Below are 18,671 nucleotides of genomic sequence, written 5' to 3'. Positions count from 1 at the left end.
CGGCTCAGCGGCCCTTGAGAGCCGAGACCTGGTCCGACGTCAGCGGCCTCACGCGCTTTCCGTCCAGGAGCAGATGGAGCTTGGCGGTTTCCTCCAGCTCCTCGCAGGCATACTGCGCCTCCCGCAGGGTCTTGCCGGAGACCACCGGTCCGTGATTGGCGAGCAGCACGGCCGAATGCGCGCCCGCCTTCGCCGCCACGGCCTCCGCGAGGCTCTCGTCGCCCGGCGGGTAATAGGGAATGAGCGGCAGCGTGCCGACGCGCATAATGTAGTAGGCGGTGAGCGGCGGCAGCACGTCGGCGGGATCGACGTCGGCCAGGATGCTCACGGCCACCGAGTAGGTGGAGTGGAGATGCACGACGCCCCCGGCCTGCGGCCGCTCGCAATACATGCAGCGGTGCAGGAAGGCCTCCTTGGTCGGCTTGTCGCCGTCAACATGCACGCCCTCGGCGGAGAAGCGGGACAGGCGGGCAGGGTCGAGGTCACCCAGCGAGGCGTTGGTCGGCGTCATTAGGAGCTCCCCGTCGGAGAGCCTGGCGCTGATGTTGCCGGTCGATCCGAACGTCAGCCCGCGTTCGAAGACCGACGCGCCCACCCGGCAGATCTCGTCGCGCAGCCGCGTCGCTTCCGAAAGCGAACCAACGCTCATGTCCCTCGTCTCCTTCGTGCACCCGACCGGTACAGGCCGCACAACGCTGGGGTGTGCTCAAAAATGTTGCATAAATGGCACGTGCCTGGAAATGGATCATCGGAAGCAATCGCGGCCCTTGCCGATTTGCCCGGCCCACTCTAGTTTGTGCAGTGCAGCACTCGTGCTGCATGCCCTCCTTGGGCGTTTCCTCCCTAGACTTGGGTCGCTCCGAAAGGAGCGACCTTTTTCTTTGGGCGGATCGCCGGCACGACTGGCACCTGCCGCTCAGCCCACCGTCACCCACGACTTCGCCTTGGACGAGGCGACCGCGGCGTCGACGACCTTCTGGATTTCCCAGGCCTCCCGGAAGTCGGGTCCCGCCGCCGGCCCGCCGGCGATGCTGGCCAGGAACTCCGCCATCTCGATCACCTTGAGATCGTTGAAGCCCAGCTGGTGGCCGGGCGCGACGCAGAACAGCCCGTAGGGAGCGTGCTGCGGGCCAGCCTCGATCCTCGTATAGCCAGCCTGCCGCCGGTCCCCGCCGGTCCTGTACAGCAGGAGTTCGTTGAGCCGCTCCTGGTTGAAGACCAGTGAGCCCTTGCTTCCGCTGATCTCGAAGCCGAGCTGCATCTTGCGCCCGGTCGCACACCAGTTCGCCTCGATTGAGCCGCCGGCGCCCCCGGCGAAGCGGAAGGTGATGCGGGCCACGTCATCGACGCCGACGGCCCTGCGCTCGCTTGAACCGGCTGAAACCGGCCGCGTCGGGACAAGGGTTTCGATGTCGGCGACCAGCGTCTCGATGGGGCCGACCAGAAAGCGCGCCATCGAGATGATGTGGCTGCCGAGGTCCGCGACGGCTCCGGGTCCGCCGCTGGCATCGCAGCGCCAAGACCAGGGGGTCTCGGGGTCGGCCATGTAGTCCTCGGCGTGGATGCCTCGAAAGCCGGTGACCTCGCCAATCTCGCCGCCCCGGATCATGTCGCGGGCAAGCTTGATGAGGGGGTTCTTCAGGTAATTGTAGCCGACCTGGCTGACGACGCCGGCTGCCTCCACCACCTGCATCATCTCGCGGGCCACTTCGGCGTTCGGCGCCAGCGGCTTCTCGCAATGCACGTGCTTGCCGGCTCTCGCGGCGGCAACCGCCATGTCGTGGTGCAGCAGGTTGGGCGTCGTGACCGACACGACTTCGACGGCGGGATTGGCGATCGCGGCCTGCCAGTCGGTGGTCCAGGACCGGAAGCCGTACTGCGCGGCGGTGGCCTCAGCCGCAGGCGCGACATTGTCGGCAACCACCTGCAGCACAGGGCGCATCGACCCCGGAAACACGGCATCCACGGTCCTGTATGCAAGCGCATGGGCCTTGCCCATGAAGCCCGTTCCTATGACGGCAACGCCGATCTCGCGCATGTCCTGCCCTCCTGGATCCCGTGTGCCGGCGGCCGTGTCACACGCCGACGCGCTGCTTCCGGCGGCCCTCGACCTGCACCTGCGCCGCCTTGTTCACGTCGTCGCGGTCCGACACCTGCGGAACGCCCACGTCCCACCATGCGTCGCCGGGTGTCCATGTGTAGGCATCGGACACAATGGTCAGCACCGTCGTGAGGTCGGTGGTCTTGGCCCACTCGAGGGCGGGGCCGAGTTCCGCGAGGCTGTCGACGCGCCGCGTCAGCGCACCCATCGATTCCGCGTGCTTGGCGAAGTCGACCCCGAACGGCTCCTTCACCTTGCAGTCCTTGATGAGGTTGTTGAAGGAGGGCGTGCCCTTGGCGTTCTGAAGCCGGTTGATCACCGCGTAGCCGCCATTGTCACAGACCACCACGATCAGCTTGTGGCCGGAGAGCACGGACGAATAGATGTCCGAGTTCATCATCATGTATGAGCCGTCGCCGACCATGACGATGACCTGCCGCGAGGCATCGGCCATGGCCGCGCCCCAGGCGGCCGCAATCTCGTAGCCCATGGTCGAGAAGCCGAACTCCACGTCGAATGTGTTGGGCGACTTGACCCGCCAGTTCTTCATCAGCTCGCCCGGTAGCCCGCCGGCCGCGGTGATCACCATGTCCCTCTCGCCGGCCTTGTCGTTCACGACGCCGACGACCTGGGCATAGGTGGGAACCTCGGCGTTGGTGGGCTTCTGGAAACCGTCGAGCATGGCGTTCCAGCGCTCCATCTCGGAGCGGCCCTTTCCGGTCCAGGCGTCGTCCGCCTTCCAGTCGCCCAGCGCCTCGTCGAGCTCGGTCACCGTCTCCAGCGCGTCGCCGATGACCGGCAGAGCCCGGTGCTTGGTGGCGTCCCAGCGGGCCGCGTTGACCGACAGGAACTTTGCCTCCGGCGCGAAGACCGTCCAGGAGCCGGTGGTGAAGTCCATCAGCCGCGTGCCGACGGCGACGATCACGTCGGCCTCGGCAGCCATGGCGTTGGCCGAGGTCGAGCCGACGATGCCGATCGGGCCGACATAGGCGGGATGGTCGTGAGCCACCGTGCCCTTGCCGGCGATGGTCTCGGAGAGCGGAATGCCGCGCTTCCCGGCGAAGGCCGCCAGCGCTGCCTCGGCGCCGGAATAGCGCGTACCGCCACCAGAGATGATCAGAGGCCGCCTGGCACCCTTGAGCAGCTCCACCGCCTCGGCGAGGCGGTTGCGGTCCGCGCGCGGCCGGGGTGGCATGTGCACCGTCGGCGCGAAGAACGCCTCAGGGTAGTCGCAGGCCATCTCCTGCACGTCCTGCGGCATGGCGATGAAGGCCGGGCCGCAATCGGCGGGATCAAGCAGCGTCGCCACCGCCTGCGGCAGGGACGAGATGATCTGCTCGGGGTGGACGATCCGGTCCCAGTAGCGGGTCACGGCCTTGAAGGCGTCGTTCACGTTGATGGTGGGATCGCCGTAATGCTCGACCTGCTGCATCACGGGGTCGGGGCGGCGGTTGACGAAGGTGTCGCCGGCCAGCATCAGGATTGGCAGCCGGTTGGAATGGGCGCAGCCCGCGGCGGTCATCATGTTGAGCGCGCCAGGCCCGATCGAGGAGGCGGCGACCATGATCTGCCGCCGGCGCCTGGCCTTGGCGAAGCCGATGGCGGCCAGCGCCATGGACTGCTCGTTCTGCCCGCGCCAGGTCGGCATCGTGTCCTTCACGGCCTCGAGGGCCTCGGAGAGGCAGGTGACGTTGCCGTGCCCGAAGATGGCGAAGACGCCTGGGAACAGCGGCACCCGCTCGCCCTCGACCATCGTGAACTGGTTGCAGAGATAGCGGACCAGCGCCTGCGCCATGGTGCAGCGGACGGTAGACATGCGGCTTCCTCCCCTGGGCGGGACCTCGCGGGAACCCGCTCCACCTCTTTCTGCAACTGATATTGCAACCTTTGCATCGGAGCAATGGATATTGCCAGCGAGGGCCCGGCACCGCCTGTCTTGACATGCAACGATCGTTGCAGGACAACCCGATCAACAAGAAATCTTGCAGCAATTGCCGGGGAGGCCGGACCGCATGCCGCACGTGCTCGTCGCGGGCAAGATCCACGAGGCGGGCCTCGCCGTGCTGCGCGAGGCAAGCGGCTTCACCGCCGACCTCGTCGAGGAGATCTCGACCTCGTCCTACGCGCCGCTGATCGGCAAGGCCGACGCGCTCCTCATCCGCACCCAGCCGTTGCCCGCACCGGTCATCGCCGACGCGCCACGCCTGCGCGTGGTCTCGCGCCACGGCGTGGGCTACGACGCCGTCGACGTCGGTGCGTTGAACGCCCGTCGCATTCCCCTCGCGGTGGTCGGCGACGTGAACTCCGGCCCCGTCGCCGAGCACGCCCTCATGCTCATGCTGGCCATTGCCAAGAAGACGCTGGCCTATGACAGGGCGGTCCGCGAAGGGGGCTGGAACGAGCGCAACGGCTTCGGTGCCACGGAGCTCGAAGGCAAGACGCTGCTGGTGGTCGGCTTCGGACGCATCGGACGCAAGGTGGCGCAGCTGGCACGCGCCTTCGGCATGCGTGTCCTCGCCCACGACCCGCCGGTCCCCCAAGCGCTGATGCGGGAGGTCGGGGTTGAGCCTGCGGCGGGGCTCTTGCCGACCCTGGCGGAAGCAGACTTCGTCTCCGTGCATGTGCCGGGTTCGGCCGGAGGCCCCGTCATCGGCGACGCCGAACTGCGGCGGATGAAGAGCTCGGCCATTCTGGTCAACACGGCGCGCGGAGGCGTGGTCGACGAGGAGGCGCTCGCCGCGACGCTGGAGGAGGGCCGCATTGCCGCGGCCGGTCTCGATGTCTTCGCGGACGAGCCTCCTTCCGCCGGCAACAGGCTGCTCGCCTCGGCTCGCACGGTGCTCTCTCCGCATTCGGCCGGGCTGACCGAAGAGTGCGCACGGCGCATGGCGGTGGCAGCGATGCGCAACATCCTCGACTTCTTTGAGGGGCGGCTCGACCCGGCCCTCGTGGTCAACCGCGAGGCCATCGGCTTCCCGGGCCGCTAGGCGGCAAGGGGGTGGCCCTCGCCACCCGGCGCATGCCAGGCTTGCTCCGGATAAGCCCGACCTTGTCAATCGCAGCGCGTGGCGGCAATGTCCGCGCGGTTAAGACATTCAGCGTGTGACCCGGAGTAACCTCTGGTCGGACGACAGGACAAGGGAATCTCCACGATCATGAGCATGAACGAAAACAGCGCGCGTTTTGGCGAGGCGGGCGAGGCAGCCCGTTCGGGCCTGATGAACCGTCGGTCGTTCCTCCTGGGCTCCGCCGTCAGCGTCGGTGCACTCGGCCTCGCGGGATGCGTGACTCAGGATGGCATGAGCCGCAGCGAGGCGGCCCTCATGTACGGCCCCCTTCCGGAGGAGAAGTTCCCGGTTCCGGCGGTCGACATCAGCAAGGTCGACCCGAAGTACTGGCGCCGGACAGTCAGCTACGACAGCACCGAGGCGCCGGGCACGATCATCGTCGATCCCGGCAACTACTACGTTTACCGCATCGAGGGCGAGGGCAAGGCCACGCGCTACGGTGCGAATGTCGGCCGCGACGGCTTCAAGTGGAGCGGTGACGCCTATATCGGGCGCAAGGCCGAATGGCCGATCTGGACGCCCCCGGCGGAGATGATCAAGCGCCAGCCCGAAGCAGCGAAGTATGCCGGCGGCATGCCGCCCGGTCTCGAGAACCCGCTCGGTGCACGCACGCTCTACCTGTACCAGAACGGCAAGTATACGCTCTACACGATCTACAGCACGAGCGACCCTACGACCATCGGCAACGGGATCACGAGCGGCTGCACCGGCCTGCTCACCCAGGACATGCTCGACCTCTACAGCAAGACGCCGGTGAAGACGAAGGTCGTCGTCCTTCCCGCGTGATCGTTCTCGGGGCGGGGTGACGTTTATCCCCGCTCCGCTTTCACCGCCACGAGCCGGCCATTGCTGCTGCTCGCTCCCGCGGGTACCTGCCCGGGCGTTGGTCCGGCCAGGCTCCGTCCCTTCGATCCTTAGAACCAGACATCCTCGACCCTTCGCCCGTCAGGAGGCAGGTCGTCGAAGGAATGCAGCCCGTCGAACCGCAGTAGCGGAATGCGCGCGACCGCGTCGGGATCGGCGAGCCTGAGGTTGACCGCGATTCGCGTCCGGCCGCTCTCATCCCGGCCGCGACCGCGCCACGAGACGACGTTGCCGCACACTCCGCAGAAATCGAAGGTGAGGGGCGACGACGCCTTTCGCATGTAGCGGGTCAGCGCCGACCGGGGATCCTCGACGGTGATTTCTTCACCGGCATGTCCGTAGGCCCAGAGCACGCCGTAGCGGCGGCAGGCGGTGCAGTTGCAGATCGTCGCGTCCGGAATGGCGCCCCGGTAGCGCCAGCTGATCGCGCCGCAGAGGCACTGCCCGACGGTCTCCTGTTCCGTTTCCATCGTCGCCTCCAGCGTGCGCTGCACGTGACCGAGACATAGCACGGGCGAGGAGGAACGGGCGGGGCCGGGCGGCGGCGCGCGAAGCAGCGGCCTTCGGCGACCGGCAGGAAAACCTAGCCGTCCTGCAGGACAGCGTCGGTGGCGACGATGGCGTTTTCCAGCTCGGCGATTTCCTGGATGGCGCGCCGCGGCGGCAGGGATGAGCCTTTGGCGGCGGCGAGAACGAGGGCCCGCTGCTGCTCGCGTAACAGCTTCTGAAGCCTCCGGAGCTCGGCGACTTCTTCGGTGCTCAACTTTGCCATTTTTACTCCTCTGCTCGCATGGATCGTACTTGCACGAGTCCATGCCGCCGCACCAGCGGGGAGCGCGACGAATCGACAGGAGGATGGAAGCAAACGCTCGGAAAGCACGCGTGAGACGCTCACGCACAGGGCAGACCGTGGGCCGGACGCCTCGCGCTGAGACGTCCCGGCGGGCTGGAGGGGCTACACGACTGAGTTTGAGCCCGGCGAAAAGCGATCGACCTGGTGCCCGCCGGGGTGTCTCGCGGCGTCAGCTCCGGCCTTTGCCATTGCCACCACCATTACCGCCGCCACCATTGCCCCGGCCGTTGCCGCCACCATTGCCTTTGCCGCGGCCGTTGCCGTCGCTGTTTCCCTGTCCCGCCCCACCGTCGCTGCCGCCGCTTGCAGCCCCGCCGGCGCCGCCGATCCCGAAGCCCGGGGCGCGGCCCGTGTAGCCGCCGGAGCCGTCACCGGACTCAGTGAGCCCGAAGACTTCGGCGATGGCATCCCTGCGCGAATGCGACGCGGCGGGTCCGCAGAGCTTGCGTGAGCCGCGGACGGTCACGCACTCGGCAGACCGGGCTGCGGCCATGCGGCGACCCGGGCCGTCCGCGCGGAAGAGCCGGGAGAGAGCGGCTATGAAGCTCTTGTCCGGACGGGAGGCAGCATAGGCGGCGGGCGGCCGGCGCGGGGCGCGGGTGGCAGTCCGAGGTGCCTTGGCCTGGGTGATCGACGGGCTGGGCGAGCCGGGCTCCGGACGGGAGCTTGTACCGGCTGGACGGGCGACCGGCATTGCGACGACCGCACCGGGATCGAGAGCTTCTGCCGGAACAGGCTGTACGCGCTGGTCCGTCTCGAGCCCGTGCAGGCCGTTCACGGGCGGGACGAGATCGACCAGCCGCGCGAGCGCGAGCCTCGCCTGATCCTCCGCAGGGTCGTTTATCGGGCTTTCCAGCCCGGCCATTTGCGCCGGTGTTTTCTCCTCGGCCCGGGGATGCACCGGAGCCACCGCGGGCGGGTCGAGCCCTGCCAGGCCTTCGACGGACGGCACCTGGTCCGCCAGCCGCGCGAGAGCGTCCGGGACCGCTCCGGCCTGGCCCGGTTCGGGGCCGATGGCGGCTTCGACGTCATTGTTTCCTGCGCTGCCGGAGCCCGAGATTGGCGCCGCGACCGCGGCCGCGGTGGCCGGCGGCTCAATTGCAATCGGATCTTCGACGGGTGGCACGAGGTCTGTCAGGGCATCGAGGCGCGCAACGACGGCGTCAGCAGCCGCATCGGGCGGGGCACCGGCCTGTGGGACGGCAGGCTCCTGACTGTCCGCCACGACCGGAGCGGGAGGAGATGGCGTCAACGCAGCCAGTGCCTCGGGCGGAAGCTGATCCGCCCCGGCGACGAGCGCTGGATGGGCGACCGGGGCGACCGGCGCGGGCATACTGGCCTGCTGCTCCACGGGCGGCACCGACCCGGTCGTGTCGTCTGCTGGTGAGATCCCTGCAGTCTGATCGGGGTCCGCCATTTCAGGCTTACCGGGGATCACGACCGGGGCCGGATCAATCGCGGCGAAGGTCGGCTCACGCCCGGCCTGTTCCTGCGGCACGGCCGGCGCCGCGGGGGCCTGAGGCGCAGGGAGGACCGCAACGGCGCCCGGCGAATCTGCGTGGACGGATTCGGACTGCACGACGGGCGAGGTCGGTTGATCCTTGCGTGACCCGGGCCTGGGACCCGACCATGGCAGGAGCGCCTCGGCCAGCGGGTCCATGGCCGCGGCCGTCTGCTGGCGGGCTCCCGAAGGCTGCGCCGGGGCGGACGACGCCGGCACAGGTGAAGCAGATACGGTCTGGATCTCCGCGACGGTCCCGGTGTCCGGCGCGCGCCCCAGCAGAGCCATGCCGGCCGCCGTGATCAGGCCCGCGGCCACCAGCGAGGCGACGAGTTTTCGACGAACTGGGGTCCCTTCCTGGTCCGGCTCATCGAACGGGCCGCGCATCCAGTAGACGATGCCGCCGTCGAGGGCTTGCATCACTCCGATCGGGCCAGGCTGTTGATCGTCGAAGACGGCGGCTGAGAGCACCCCGGTGTGGAATGCCCCCGTGTCGAGGTTGGTTCTGAACTGCCTGATGTCGGGGAAGGGCCGCCGTCCACCAATGGTCTCGACGGTGCTGTGCCCATGCACGACGTGCTTGCCGAAATCGAAGCCCGAGGACAGGAACGGTTCGCGGATCCAGAGGCGATGCTGGTCCTTCTGCGAGCGCAGCCGCAGGCCCGGCTGCAGGCCGGCGTGGACGTAGCATCGCAGCGGGTCCTCCCACTGGGTCGGGAGGCCACGGAGCCATGCTATGACGTCCTCGGGGATGGCCGACGGGCTCTGGACGCGGAAGCTGTCCAGCGTCTCCATCCCGCCGAACTGCAGCCATTCCTGCACGAGGCCCGGCGCCTCGAGGCAGGACAGCAGCATCTGCTCGTGGTTCCCCCGCAGGCAATGGACCTTGCCGGGCAGCGCGCCTTCCAGCTCTCGCAGGGCGCGAACCACGCCTGCACTGTCGGGGCCGCGATCGATGAGGTCGCCCACGACGACGATGGCCTGCAGACGCTCGCCCCAGCGCTGCACGATGTCCTGCAACAGCGGCGCGAGCAAGTCCGCGCGGCCGTGGATGTCACCCACGGCGACGGTCAGCCTGCGCTCGCGTTCCTGGTCCTGCAACGCCTCACCCTCTCGTTGGAAAACAGATACCTCCCTTTGCGGTTCCTTGCTTGGCAGCACAATGACGCCCGCTTCCCCTCGCGCCAGTGTCGACTCGGTTTTTCTCCTCGGCGACGACGGGCACAGGACCTGGGTCGGGGTCACGCCGCCACTGGCCGGGTGAGTTCAACGGTGCCGGGACAGCCCCATCTGAACCCGGAGTTCAGCGCTCACGAGCGTCGAAAGCACGGGTGATCCACCACGCTACCGCGATCAGCGGAGCGACCATGAGCACGGCGACCGCGGCCAGGCGGCTGACCTCGTCCGGGTCCGATCCCGCCTGCTGCTCGCGAACCGACATCTGGCCGACCAGGAAGGGCGGCAGCGTCTGTGCGTCGGCGGCGGACAGGTAGGCGGCATAGAGATACTCGTTCCAGCACAAGACCAGGACGAGCAGACCGACTGCGGCGAGGGGACGGGAAACGAGCGGGAGCGTGACGTCTCGCAGTATGCGCAGGCGCGAGGCGCCGTCGAGCGTCGCGGCCTCTTCCAGTTCCTGGAGATGCCTTCCGAAGGACGGCCGCATGAGCCAGAGCGCGACCGGCAAGTTGAGCGCGGAATAGGTGCCGACGAGCACCGTGCGGGTGTCGAGCAGCCCTGCCGCCGAAGCCAGGAGGTACACGGGTGCGACAGTCACGACGGGCGGGATCAGGCGTGTCACCAGAAGGGCCGTCGTTACCCGCGCTCCACGTCCGTCATGCAGGGCCAGGACGCAGGCCGTCATCGTCAGGGCCGATGACGCGAGCGCGACCACCACTGTGTTGGTGAAGCGGTTTGCCACCTCGCCGGTGGAAAGGACGTCGCGCCAGGCGGCAAGCGAAGGGACGAAGTCGAGGCCCGGCAGATAGAAGGGCCCATAGACCAGCGCGGCGGGTCCCTTCAGCGACGTGATAGCCAGCCAGTACAGCGGCGCGAGGCACACGAGTGTCCATGCGGCGAGGGCTAGACGGGAGAGGATGAGCCCTGCCGTTCCGACCCGTCCGGCGCCGCGCTGGGAGTCGGCTGCCCCGTTTCCCCAACCCCGGCCGGATCCGGCTTTGAACGGTCCGGGGCGGGATCCCCGCCCAGCAATCAACCGCATCGGTGAAACTCGTCAGGAAGGCCACCCGGGATCTCACACTACCATGCCGCCTAGCGCGGGTGCTCCGAAACGCCGCAGGCTCGAAGCGAACGCTTTTCTCGCAAAGACGTTAATCAGCGTCGGTGGAGACCGGGGCCATGAAAGCCTTCCTGAGAGTCCTGCTGGTGGTCGCAGGCGTCATGTCGATTGCAACCGTCGTCGAGCGCGGCCTGCTCGACGGTCCGCAGCACTACGCGGCTGCGGATCACGTCAGTTCGCCGACATCCGTTCGGTAACGATCGGGGCCGGGTTGAGCGCTGCGCCGAGTTGCGGCGCGGATAGCAACTCGCTGGTCGTGCCGCGCCCATATATTTCGCTTTAAAGTCCAGGCCCATCGCTTGCGATGCTATAGCTCGAGCTCTGCAATAATGGGGCTCTGTCATGTCCCGTATTGCGGCTGTTGTTCGGTGTCATTCAGTCAGCAGAATAGCTTGAGCTGAAGTGGATATTTTGCCAGCGGAGCCTCTTCTCGCCTAACATTTGGAGATTGCATCTCGGGGAGCGCACGTGTCATCGGGTCCAGACTGGTTGGTCGGTGACGGTGAAATGGCCAACCGCATCCGCGGGCACGACTGGGCGGCCACCCGGCTGGGTGCTCCCGACAGCTGGCCCCAGCCGCTCAAGACCCTCGTGAGCATCATGCTGGGCGGCAACCAGCCCATGTTCGTCGCCTGGGGACCGGAGCGGACGCTGCTCTACAACGATGCCTACGCGACTGTGCTGGCCAACAAGCACCCGGCGCTGGGGCGAGACCTCCTGGACGTGTGGGACGAGATCCGCCCCGACCTGACGCCCCTCGTGGAGCGCGCCTACCGGGGCGAGGCGTCCCACATGGACGACATCGAGCTCGTGATGCACCGCAAGGGTTATCCCGAGGTGACGCACTGGGCCTACTCCTACACGCCGGTCCCGGGCGAGGACGGGACCGTCTCGGGCTTCTTCTGCCCCTGCCATGAAATCACCTCGCAGGTGCTGGCCGACCGCCGGCAGGCTTTTCTTCGCCAGCTCGGCGATGCCCTGCGGGTCGTGGACGACCCCCACGAGACCATGACCGTCGCCGTGGAGCACCTCGGCAGGCATCTCAGGGCGAACCGGGTCGGCTTCGGGGAGGTTCAGCCGGACGACATGACGGTGGTCCTGCACACCTGCTTCACCGACGGCGTCGAGCCCCTCCACGGGGCCTATCGGTTGGACAGCTTCGGCCCCGAGCACATCGCGCAGCAAAGGCTGGGACTGTCCCGCTGGTCCAACGACCTCACGGCCGACCCGGGACAGGACCCGCAGGTCTGGGCCGCCATCGCCACGCGCGCCTACGCGTCCGTGCCGCTGGTCAGGGGCGGGCGCTTCGTCGCTTCGCTCTACGTCAATTTTCGCGACGCGCATCACTGGACCCCGGACGAGATCTCGCTCGTGGAGGATGTCGCCGGCCTCGCCTGGTCGTCGGTGGAACGGGCCCGGGCCGAGGCGACGGCCAGGAGCAGTCACGCCGACCTGGCCGACACCGCGGCGGCGCTGAACGCCCTCATCGCGAATGCCCCGATCGGGTTCGCGTTCTTCGACCGGGAGCATCGGTACACCCGCATCAACGCCATGCTGGCCGGCATCAACGGCGTTCCCGCCGGCTTGCATGTCGGCCGCACCCTCGAGGAGCTCGTCCCCGTCAATGCGGTCGCTGTCGGCCCCGTCATCGACCGGGTTTTCGCCACCGGCGAAGCCATGCGGTCCGTCGAGGTCGAGGGAGAAACGCCCGCCAGTCCCGGCGAACGCCGGTCCTGGCTGACCGGGTTCTTTCCCGTGCTCTCGGATGCCGGCGAGGTGATCCAGGTCGGTGCGACCGTGATCGACATCACCGACAAGGTGCGGGCGGAGCAGGCCCACGCCGCGAGCGCGGAGCTTTTCCGCTTTCTCGACCAGCTCACCCAGGCCACCGCGAACGCCAGGAGCGCCGACGACGTGCTGTCGATCACGACGCGGCTCATGGGCGAGCATCTCGACCTTTCGAACTGCGCCTATGCGGACATGGACCCCGACGAGGACGGCTTCACGATCCGCGGCAACTGGCATGAGCCGCATTCACGCTCGATCCTCGGCCACTACAGCCTCAAGGCGTTCGGCGAGCTTGCCGTCCGGGAGCTCGGCGCAGGGCGGCCGCTGGTCATCAACGACAATCTGACAGAACTCCCGCCGCACGAGGCGGCGACCTTCCAGGCCCTCGACATCACCGCGACCATCTGCATGCCGCTGATCAAGGAAGGCCGGCTTCTCGCCTTGATGGCCATCCATGACCGGGTGCCGCGGCGATGGACAGGGGAAGAACTGAACCTGATCAGCGAGGTCACCGAGCGGTGCTGGGCTCACATCGAGCGGGTCGGCGCGCAAGCCAAGCTGCGTGCCAGCGAGGCGCGGTTCCGAGGTGTGTTTGACTCCGACCTCATGGGACTGACCATCTTCGACGCTCTTTCCGGCGAAACCCTCGCTATCAACGACTGCTTTCTCGCGATGACCGGTCATACCCGTGCCGACTTCGAGGAAGGGCGGTGGGACTGGCGGGAGTTCACCGTCCCCGAGTACCTCCACCTCGATCAGGCCGCCATAGAACAGGCGCGCGAGCGCGGCTGGTGGGATCCGTACGAGAAGGAATACCGGCTGCGGGACGGAACCCGCTTCCCGGTGCGCCTGTCTTCGGCACCGATGCCGGGAGAACCCGGAAGGGTGGTCGTCTCGGTCCAGAACATCAGCGCGATGCGTGCGGCCGAAGCCGAGCTGCGCAGGAGCGAGCAGCGGTTGCAGCTTGCCAAGCAGGCCGCAGGCCTCGGCGTCTGGGACTGGGATCTCGTCACGAACGAGATCACCTGGTCGCCCGAGATGTACGACCTGCTCGGGGTCGACCCCCGCACGCCGGCGGATCGCCTGTATGCCGCCTGGGCCGACGCGCTCCATCCCGAAGACCGGGCCGCCGCCGAGCCGCTGGTCATGGCGGCAGCCTCGGGCGGAGGCTCGTTCAGCTTCGATATCCGCAGGATGCCCCGCGACGGCGAGGTCCGCTGGATTCGCTCGCAGGCCCTCGCCGTGACCGGGCCGGACGGCAAGCCGGTTCGCCTGACGGGGATCAACCTCGACGTCACGGCGGAACGGCGCGAGCAGCAGCGCCTCATCGAGACAGCGCAGACACTGGCGGCACAGGTCGAGGAGCGCACCCGGGAGAGGGACCAGATCTGGCAGAACAGCCTGGACTTCCTGTCCGTCGTCGACCTGGAGACCGGAGCCTTCCACGCGATCAATCCGGCCTGGACGGCCGGACTGGGGTGGCCGACTGGCGAGATGCTGGGCCGACCCTATGCCGAGTTCGTGCACCCGGATGATCTCGCGGCGAGCTCGGTCGCGTTCGAGCGCTCCAGGGGTGGCCAGCCCGTGCTGAACTTCGAGAACCGCTACCTGACGAAGGACGGGGGCTGGCGCTGGCTTTCCTGGACCACCGTGCCCGAGGGCGGCAAGCTCTACTCCATCACGCGCGACGTCACCGACGAGAAGCTCCGTCAGGCGGAGCTGGAGGCGGCACAGGAGGCTTTGCGGCAGAGCCAGAAGATGGAGGCGATCGGCCAGCTCACCGGCGGGGTGGCGCACGACTTCAACAACCTCCTGACGCCCATCATCGGCGCTCTCGACGTGCTCGAACGCAGGCGCCTCGGTGGTGAGCGCGAGCAGCGGCTGGTGTCCGGCGCCATCCAGTCAGCCGAGAGGGCCAAGACGCTGGTCGAGCGGCTGCTGGCCTTTGCGCGGCGGCAGCCGTTGCAGTCGGTTCCCGTCGACATCGCCCAGCTCATGGGCGGCATGGGAGAACTGGTGGCGAGCACGACCGGGCCGCAGATCAAGGTCGTGGTCGAGGCAGGGCAGGACGTGCCGCCCGCGCTGGCCGACCCGAACCAGCTCGAGATGGCGCTCCTGAACCTCGCGGTGAACGCCCGGGACGCCATGCCTGAGGGCGGCACGCTGCGCATCTCCGCCACGGCCGACATCATCGATGCCCGCCATCCCTCAAGGTTGCGGCCGGGCCGCTACATTCGTCTGTCCGTCGCCGACACCGGGACGGGCATGGACGAGGAGACGCTGAAGCGCGCAGCCGAGCCGTTCTTCTCCACGAAAGGGGTCGGCAAGGGGACGGGCCTCGGCCTGTCCATGGTTCACGGGCTGGCCTCGCAACTGGGCGGAGCCATGACGATCCGCAGCCGTCCCGGGCTCGGCACCAATGTCGAACTCTGGCTGCCGGAGAGCACGGTCTCGCTCCAGGAGGCGGCAACGCGGTCCGAACCCGCCCTGATGACAGCCCCGCAGCGAGGGACTGCCCTGCTGGTGGACGACGAGCCGCTGGTCCGGCTCAGCACGGCTGACATGCTGGGCGAGCTCGGCTTCCAGGTGATCGAAGCGGAGTCCGCCGAGCAGGCCCTGAAGCTCGTCGACAAGGGCCAGCGCTTCGACGTCCTGGTGACCGATCATCTCATGCCCGGCATGAATGGCACCGACCTCGCGAGGGCCCTCCGGAGCCGGGTGCCGAAGCTTCCGGTTCTCCTCGTCTCCGGCTACGCCGATGCCGACAGCATCGCGCTGGATATTCCCCGCCTGAAAAAGCCGTTCCGCAAGGACGACCTCGTCTCCATGCTGGCCCAGCTCCTGGGCTGAGCGCCGGGGCGGTGCGAACACGTAACTTACCGTAGGGAAAGTCACTCCGGCGCCGCGAACGGGCAGGATTGCCGCGAGGTCGATCACCATGCCTCGGATCAACCCCGTGACCGCGCAGGCGGCTGGCGTGGACGCCGGCAGGCGCCAAGGTCGGGGGTCGTGCGTTGGGCTGAACCGGGCTGCGGGCCAGGAACAGGGCGGACGCACGTGCGTTGATACGAGCGAGGTGACGCACCCAGGCGAGGTGTGACATGCCCAGGATTCTTGCGACGACTGCTCTGTCCCTTGCTCTCGCGACCGCGCTCTCGGCCGGCAACGCCAGTGCAGGACCCTACTGGTACCATGGCCATGGCGGCTACTACGGTCACTCCCATGGCTGGGGTGGCGGCTGGGGGCCGGCTGTAGGCCTGGGAATAGCGGGCCTGGCGCTCGGCGGCCTGCTGTCGGCCGCCACCGCGCCCGTCTATGCCGGGCCGGCCTACTACGACTATCCAGCGTATGATGCGCCGGTCTACGACACTTACCCTGCGTATTACGGCTATGGTGCGCCTTATGGCGGGTATTGGCCGCATCGTCGCGTCGTCTACTACGGTCACGGCTATTACGGCCACGGCTGGCACGGCGGCTATTGGCATGCGCCGTATCGCCACCGGGTCTACTGGGGCCCGCATTACCGCCGCTGGCACTGAGCCGGCCTGAAGAACAGGCGCGGCCAACGGTGCGCGCCTGTCCAGGGTGACGGATCCCGGGGTCCGGTGGGCAGGCTAGGCCGGCGGCCGGTATGACGCCTTCTTGGCTGCCGCGAGCACCTCGCCCATGTCCAGCTGCTCGAGCACGACGAGATCGGAGATCTTGCCACTCGCGCGGACAGCCATCGCGACACCCATCGCTGCTGCCTGGCTTGGAACGTTGCCGGTGACGATCACGTCGTACATGCCTCTCGTGAAGTCGAGGCGTTCAAAACTGCCGCCCACGCTTTCAAACAACGTGTGCATTGCAGCGCTACGATCAGATCCGTCCATCAGACCTTTTATAGCTGACGGTGCATAGTTTGCCAGAACTGTGATGCGCATTTCTCTCTCCAGATCTTTCGGTTCTGTGGAATTGGTATGCGCAGTCGGCAGGATGCCCGCGGCCGGTCCTCCATCCGGCAAAAGCATCTCTGATGCACTTCAGAATTTACTACACTGCACAAGGCAGAGATAGCTGGAATTGGCTGACGCGAGAGGCCGGCCGTGGCAACGCGTGCGCTCCGCCTCAGGGCTGTTTGGCCGCGCGGAGTTTCCGCCGACAGACAGCGTTCGTGGCGAAACACTGCATCTCGTGCCAGAGCTGGATGGAAGCACCAGGGATGCCGCGCAACCGGCAGCATGGCCTGCCCGGATTTCGGCGTGGGCAGAGGGCCGAACCCACCGGGATGCAAGGCTTTGCTGGCGCCGCTCGTCGTCGAATTCCGGCTGCGGGGTGTCGGAGACGTGGGCAGCGCCCCGCCCGGCAACTGATTTGCCTCAGTCTCATACTCCTAGACTGACGCCTTTCCTCGAAAACGTTGCTGCAACCACATAATACCTTCAAGTATGATACAGCCATCATCTCCGATGTGCATTGTTCAACTCTGAAAGTTATGCCAGACTATACATAGTCCGGATTGTACAGTTCTTCAACGTACATGACTATATCAATTCGTATCTGACGAACGGGCGCGCGACTTAACGTTCTCCGGCATATGCGGGCAGGCATGCTGATGAATGATGGTTCTGCTCGCGCCGCGGAGCGGAGAGCGGGAAGGGTGCTCGTTCTGGATGACAGGACGGCGCATGCGTCCAGCCTGGCGCAGGCGGTCGCCAGCCTCGGGCACGATGTCCGGACAGTCCCCGACCAGCAGGCCGCGATGGCGTTGCTGGAGCGGATGACCTTCGACCTCGTGCTGCTCGGGGCCTTGCTTCCGGTTGCGGACACGACACAGATGATCCGGTGGATGAAGGCCGGCGGTGGGCTGTCCCACGTGCCGGTCATCCTCATCCACGCTTCGGCCGATAACCTGGAAGGGATCGCCTCGGCCATCGCTGTCGGCGCCGACGACCTACTCACCATGCCGTCCGAGACGGTCGTGCTCCGCACCCGGATCGACGCGAGCATCGAGCGCAAGCGCCTTCGGGATGTCGAGCTTCGCTACATCGAACAGGTGCAGCTTCTCGCGGAAGCAGCGCGGCGGATCGAGGCGGGCAATTTCGATCCGCGGCGCCTCGAATTTCCGGAACTTGCCGCCCGCGCCGACGGACTTGGCCGCCTGGCCCGGGTCTTCGCCTCTCTGGCTGCCCAGGCCGGCGAGCGCGATAGGTCGTTGCAGATCGCAAGTGCCAGATCCGAGCGTTCGCAACATTTGACAGGGCTGGCACTGGTGATGTTCGCCGCCGCGCTCTGGGCCACGGTCGGCGTTGCCAGCCGGCTGTTGCCGCGCGAACTCGCGGTTCCCGACGAGGTTTACGGCTTCGCCAGGACAATCGTGGCCGGCCCTGTCCTGCTTCTGCTGGCCTTTGTCTTCAAACGCGGCTCGAGCGCCTTGCCACGCAGCGGCGCGTGGGGTGGCTTCCTGGTCTTCGGCGTGTGCTGCGCAATTTTTCAGGTCTGCCTGTTCCGCAGCTTCTCGCTCCTGGGAGTGACGATCACCGTTTTCCTGACGGTTTGCCTGCCTCCGGTGCTGGCGGTTGTCTGGACGATGATCCGGGGAACGGAGCGGATCTCGCGTCACGTGTTGTCCGCGCTCGCCATGGCCGCGGTGGGGGTCGTCGCATTCGGCGGGGATGACGCCCATGGCGGAAAAGTCTTCGATGTCACCGCCGGCTTGGGCCTGTCGGTGATCGCATCGGCTGCGTTCGTCGTGATGTCCCATGCCGCACGGTCGCTGGCGCCGGATCATTCTCCGCTGATGATCGCCGGCCTCGGTCTCGTGATCGCCGCGGTCGTTCTCGCGCCTGTGACACTCGTGGCCGCTCCGCTGGAGTGGGACCGGTTGTCGGTCTCACTCACGGACTGGAGAAGCGCCGGCCTGCTCCTCTATCTCGGGCTCGGCCCCACGGCGCTGGCCTATCTCTGTTACTGCATCGGAATGGCACGCTGCCGCTCTGCCGTCGTCGGGCTGGTCGCATCGATGATCGAGCCGGGAGTGGCTGCAGCTCTCGCCGTCCTCTTCCTCCACGAGATCCTGTCGCCCTGGGAGGTGATGGGCTGCGTGCTGCTCTCGTTCGCCATGCTCACGCTCTGGCTGGAGGAGAACGAGCCTGGGCGCGAAGCGGCCGGCGCGCGGCAGCGTGGAGGACCTGTCGGGGATGGTTCCTGACACGCCA

Annotated in this window: 14 protein-coding genes; 6 read left to right on the top strand and 8 right to left on the bottom strand. The window is 67.4% G+C overall.

Features of this window, described 5'->3' with window-relative positions; translation table 11 throughout:
- Positions 1–4 precede the first annotated feature (4 nt).
- The 3 genes from otnC to iolD form a co-directional block, all read right to left on the bottom strand.
- Positions 5–649, bottom strand: coding sequence for a 3-oxo-tetronate 4-phosphate decarboxylase (gene otnC / locus AC5JCN_RS16180; RefSeq protein WP_495756113.1), 645 nt, complete (start codon positions 647–649; stop codon positions 5–7).
- 267 nt (positions 650–916) lie between these two features.
- The gene (locus AC5JCN_RS16175) at positions 917–2,038 is read right to left on the bottom strand and encodes a Gfo/Idh/MocA family protein (protein ID WP_495756112.1); all 1,122 of its coding nucleotides are present in this window, start codon (positions 2,036–2,038) and stop codon (positions 917–919) included.
- A 37-nt stretch (positions 2,039–2,075) separates the two neighbouring features.
- Entirely contained in the window at positions 2,076–3,917 is a 1,842-nt protein-coding gene (gene iolD, locus AC5JCN_RS16170; protein WP_495756111.1) for a 3D-(3,5/4)-trihydroxycyclohexane-1,2-dione acylhydrolase (decyclizing), read from the bottom strand.
- 196 nt (positions 3,918–4,113) lie between these two features.
- Between iolD and AC5JCN_RS16165 the strand changes: the two genes are divergently transcribed.
- Positions 4,114–5,088 (top strand): hydroxyacid dehydrogenase, encoded by a 975-nt coding sequence (locus AC5JCN_RS16165; RefSeq protein WP_495756110.1) that lies wholly within the window; start codon positions 4,114–4,116, stop codon positions 5,086–5,088.
- A 168-nt stretch (positions 5,089–5,256) separates the two neighbouring features.
- Positions 5,257–5,955, top strand: coding sequence for a L,D-transpeptidase family protein (locus tag AC5JCN_RS16160; RefSeq protein WP_495756109.1), 699 nt, complete (start codon positions 5,257–5,259; stop codon positions 5,953–5,955).
- 128 nt (positions 5,956–6,083) lie between these two features.
- Here the strand turns inward: AC5JCN_RS16160 and AC5JCN_RS16155 are convergent, their stop codons facing one another.
- The 4 genes from AC5JCN_RS16155 to AC5JCN_RS16140 form a co-directional block, all read right to left on the bottom strand.
- Positions 6,084–6,503 carry a GFA family protein gene (locus tag AC5JCN_RS16155; protein WP_495756108.1) on the bottom strand — a complete coding sequence of 140 codons (420 nt, stop codon included), beginning with the start codon at positions 6,501–6,503 and terminating at the stop codon, positions 6,084–6,086.
- Between the two features lie 113 nt (positions 6,504–6,616).
- The gene (locus AC5JCN_RS16150; protein WP_495756107.1) at positions 6,617–6,805 is read right to left on the bottom strand and encodes a hypothetical protein; all 189 of its coding nucleotides are present in this window, start codon (positions 6,803–6,805) and stop codon (positions 6,617–6,619) included.
- Positions 6,806–7,055: 250 nt separating this feature from the next.
- Positions 7,056–9,488, bottom strand: coding sequence for a metallophosphoesterase (locus AC5JCN_RS16145; RefSeq protein WP_495756106.1), 2,433 nt, complete (start codon positions 9,486–9,488; stop codon positions 7,056–7,058).
- A gap of 202 nt (positions 9,489–9,690) precedes the next feature.
- On the bottom strand, positions 9,691–10,449 hold the full coding sequence (locus AC5JCN_RS16140; RefSeq protein ID WP_495756105.1) for a carbohydrate ABC transporter permease: 759 nt from the start codon (positions 10,447–10,449) through the stop codon (positions 9,691–9,693).
- Positions 10,450–10,745: 296 nt separating this feature from the next.
- Here AC5JCN_RS16140 and AC5JCN_RS16135 point away from each other — a divergent pair, with 296 nt between their 5' ends.
- The 3 genes from AC5JCN_RS16135 (at position 10,746) to AC5JCN_RS16125 (ending at position 16,013) form a co-directional block, all read left to right on the top strand.
- A complete protein-coding gene (locus AC5JCN_RS16135) occupies positions 10,746–10,883 on the top strand; it encodes a hypothetical protein (RefSeq protein WP_495756104.1) in 138 nt (45 codons plus the stop codon).
- 310 nt (positions 10,884–11,193) lie between these two features.
- Positions 11,194–15,324: a PAS domain-containing protein gene (locus AC5JCN_RS16130; RefSeq protein ID WP_495756103.1), complete on the top strand. Its 4,131-nt coding sequence runs from the start codon at positions 11,194–11,196 to the stop codon at positions 15,322–15,324.
- A 251-nt stretch (positions 15,325–15,575) separates the two neighbouring features.
- The gene (locus AC5JCN_RS16125; protein WP_495756102.1) at positions 15,576–16,013 is read left to right on the top strand and encodes a hypothetical protein; all 438 of its coding nucleotides are present in this window, start codon (positions 15,576–15,578) and stop codon (positions 16,011–16,013) included.
- A 75-nt stretch (positions 16,014–16,088) separates the two neighbouring features.
- Here AC5JCN_RS16125 and AC5JCN_RS16120 read toward each other — a convergent pair whose 3' ends face one another.
- Positions 16,089–16,397: a GYD domain-containing protein gene (locus tag AC5JCN_RS16120; RefSeq protein WP_495756101.1), complete on the bottom strand. Its 309-nt coding sequence runs from the start codon at positions 16,395–16,397 to the stop codon at positions 16,089–16,091.
- A gap of 716 nt (positions 16,398–17,113) precedes the next feature.
- Between AC5JCN_RS16120 and AC5JCN_RS16115 the strand changes: the two genes are divergently transcribed.
- Complete coding sequence (locus AC5JCN_RS16115; protein ID WP_495756100.1) at positions 17,114–18,664, top strand: EamA family transporter; 1,551 nt, start codon at positions 17,114–17,116, stop codon at positions 18,662–18,664.
- The last annotated feature ends 7 nt before the right edge of the window (positions 18,665–18,671 follow it).

This window comes from Alsobacter sp. (assembly GCF_059501845.1).
Note: the sequence above shows the minus strand (reverse complement) of the source record. Positions and strands in the feature narration are given on the sequence as shown.

What these genes read in the sequence shown, in the direction of transcription:
- AC5JCN_RS16165 (WP_495756110.1), top strand. Translation starts at nt 4,114, where the DNA reads ATGCCGCACGTGCTCGTCGCGGGCAAGATCCACGAGGCGGGCCTCGCC.
- AC5JCN_RS16120 (WP_495756101.1), bottom strand. Translation starts at nt 16,397, where the DNA reads ATGCGCATCACAGTTCTGGCAAACTATGCACCGTCAGCTATAAAAGGT.
- AC5JCN_RS16160 (WP_495756109.1), top strand. Translation starts at nt 5,257, where the DNA reads ATGAGCATGAACGAAAACAGCGCGCGTTTTGGCGAGGCGGGCGAGGCA.
- AC5JCN_RS16135 (WP_495756104.1), top strand. Translation starts at nt 10,746, where the DNA reads ATGAAAGCCTTCCTGAGAGTCCTGCTGGTGGTCGCAGGCGTCATGTCG.
- AC5JCN_RS16150 (WP_495756107.1), bottom strand. Translation starts at nt 6,805, where the DNA reads ATGGCAAAGTTGAGCACCGAAGAAGTCGCCGAGCTCCGGAGGCTTCAG.
- AC5JCN_RS16175 (WP_495756112.1), bottom strand. Translation starts at nt 2,038, where the DNA reads ATGCGCGAGATCGGCGTTGCCGTCATAGGAACGGGCTTCATGGGCAAG.
- AC5JCN_RS16130 (WP_495756103.1), top strand. Translation starts at nt 11,194, where the DNA reads ATGGCCAACCGCATCCGCGGGCACGACTGGGCGGCCACCCGGCTGGGT.
- AC5JCN_RS16125 (WP_495756102.1), top strand. Translation starts at nt 15,576, where the DNA reads ATGCCCAGGATTCTTGCGACGACTGCTCTGTCCCTTGCTCTCGCGACC.
- iolD (WP_495756111.1), bottom strand. Translation starts at nt 3,917, where the DNA reads ATGTCTACCGTCCGCTGCACCATGGCGCAGGCGCTGGTCCGCTATCTC.
- otnC (WP_495756113.1), bottom strand. Translation starts at nt 649, where the DNA reads ATGAGCGTTGGTTCGCTTTCGGAAGCGACGCGGCTGCGCGACGAGATC.
- AC5JCN_RS16155 (WP_495756108.1), bottom strand. Translation starts at nt 6,503, where the DNA reads ATGGAAACGGAACAGGAGACCGTCGGGCAGTGCCTCTGCGGCGCGATC.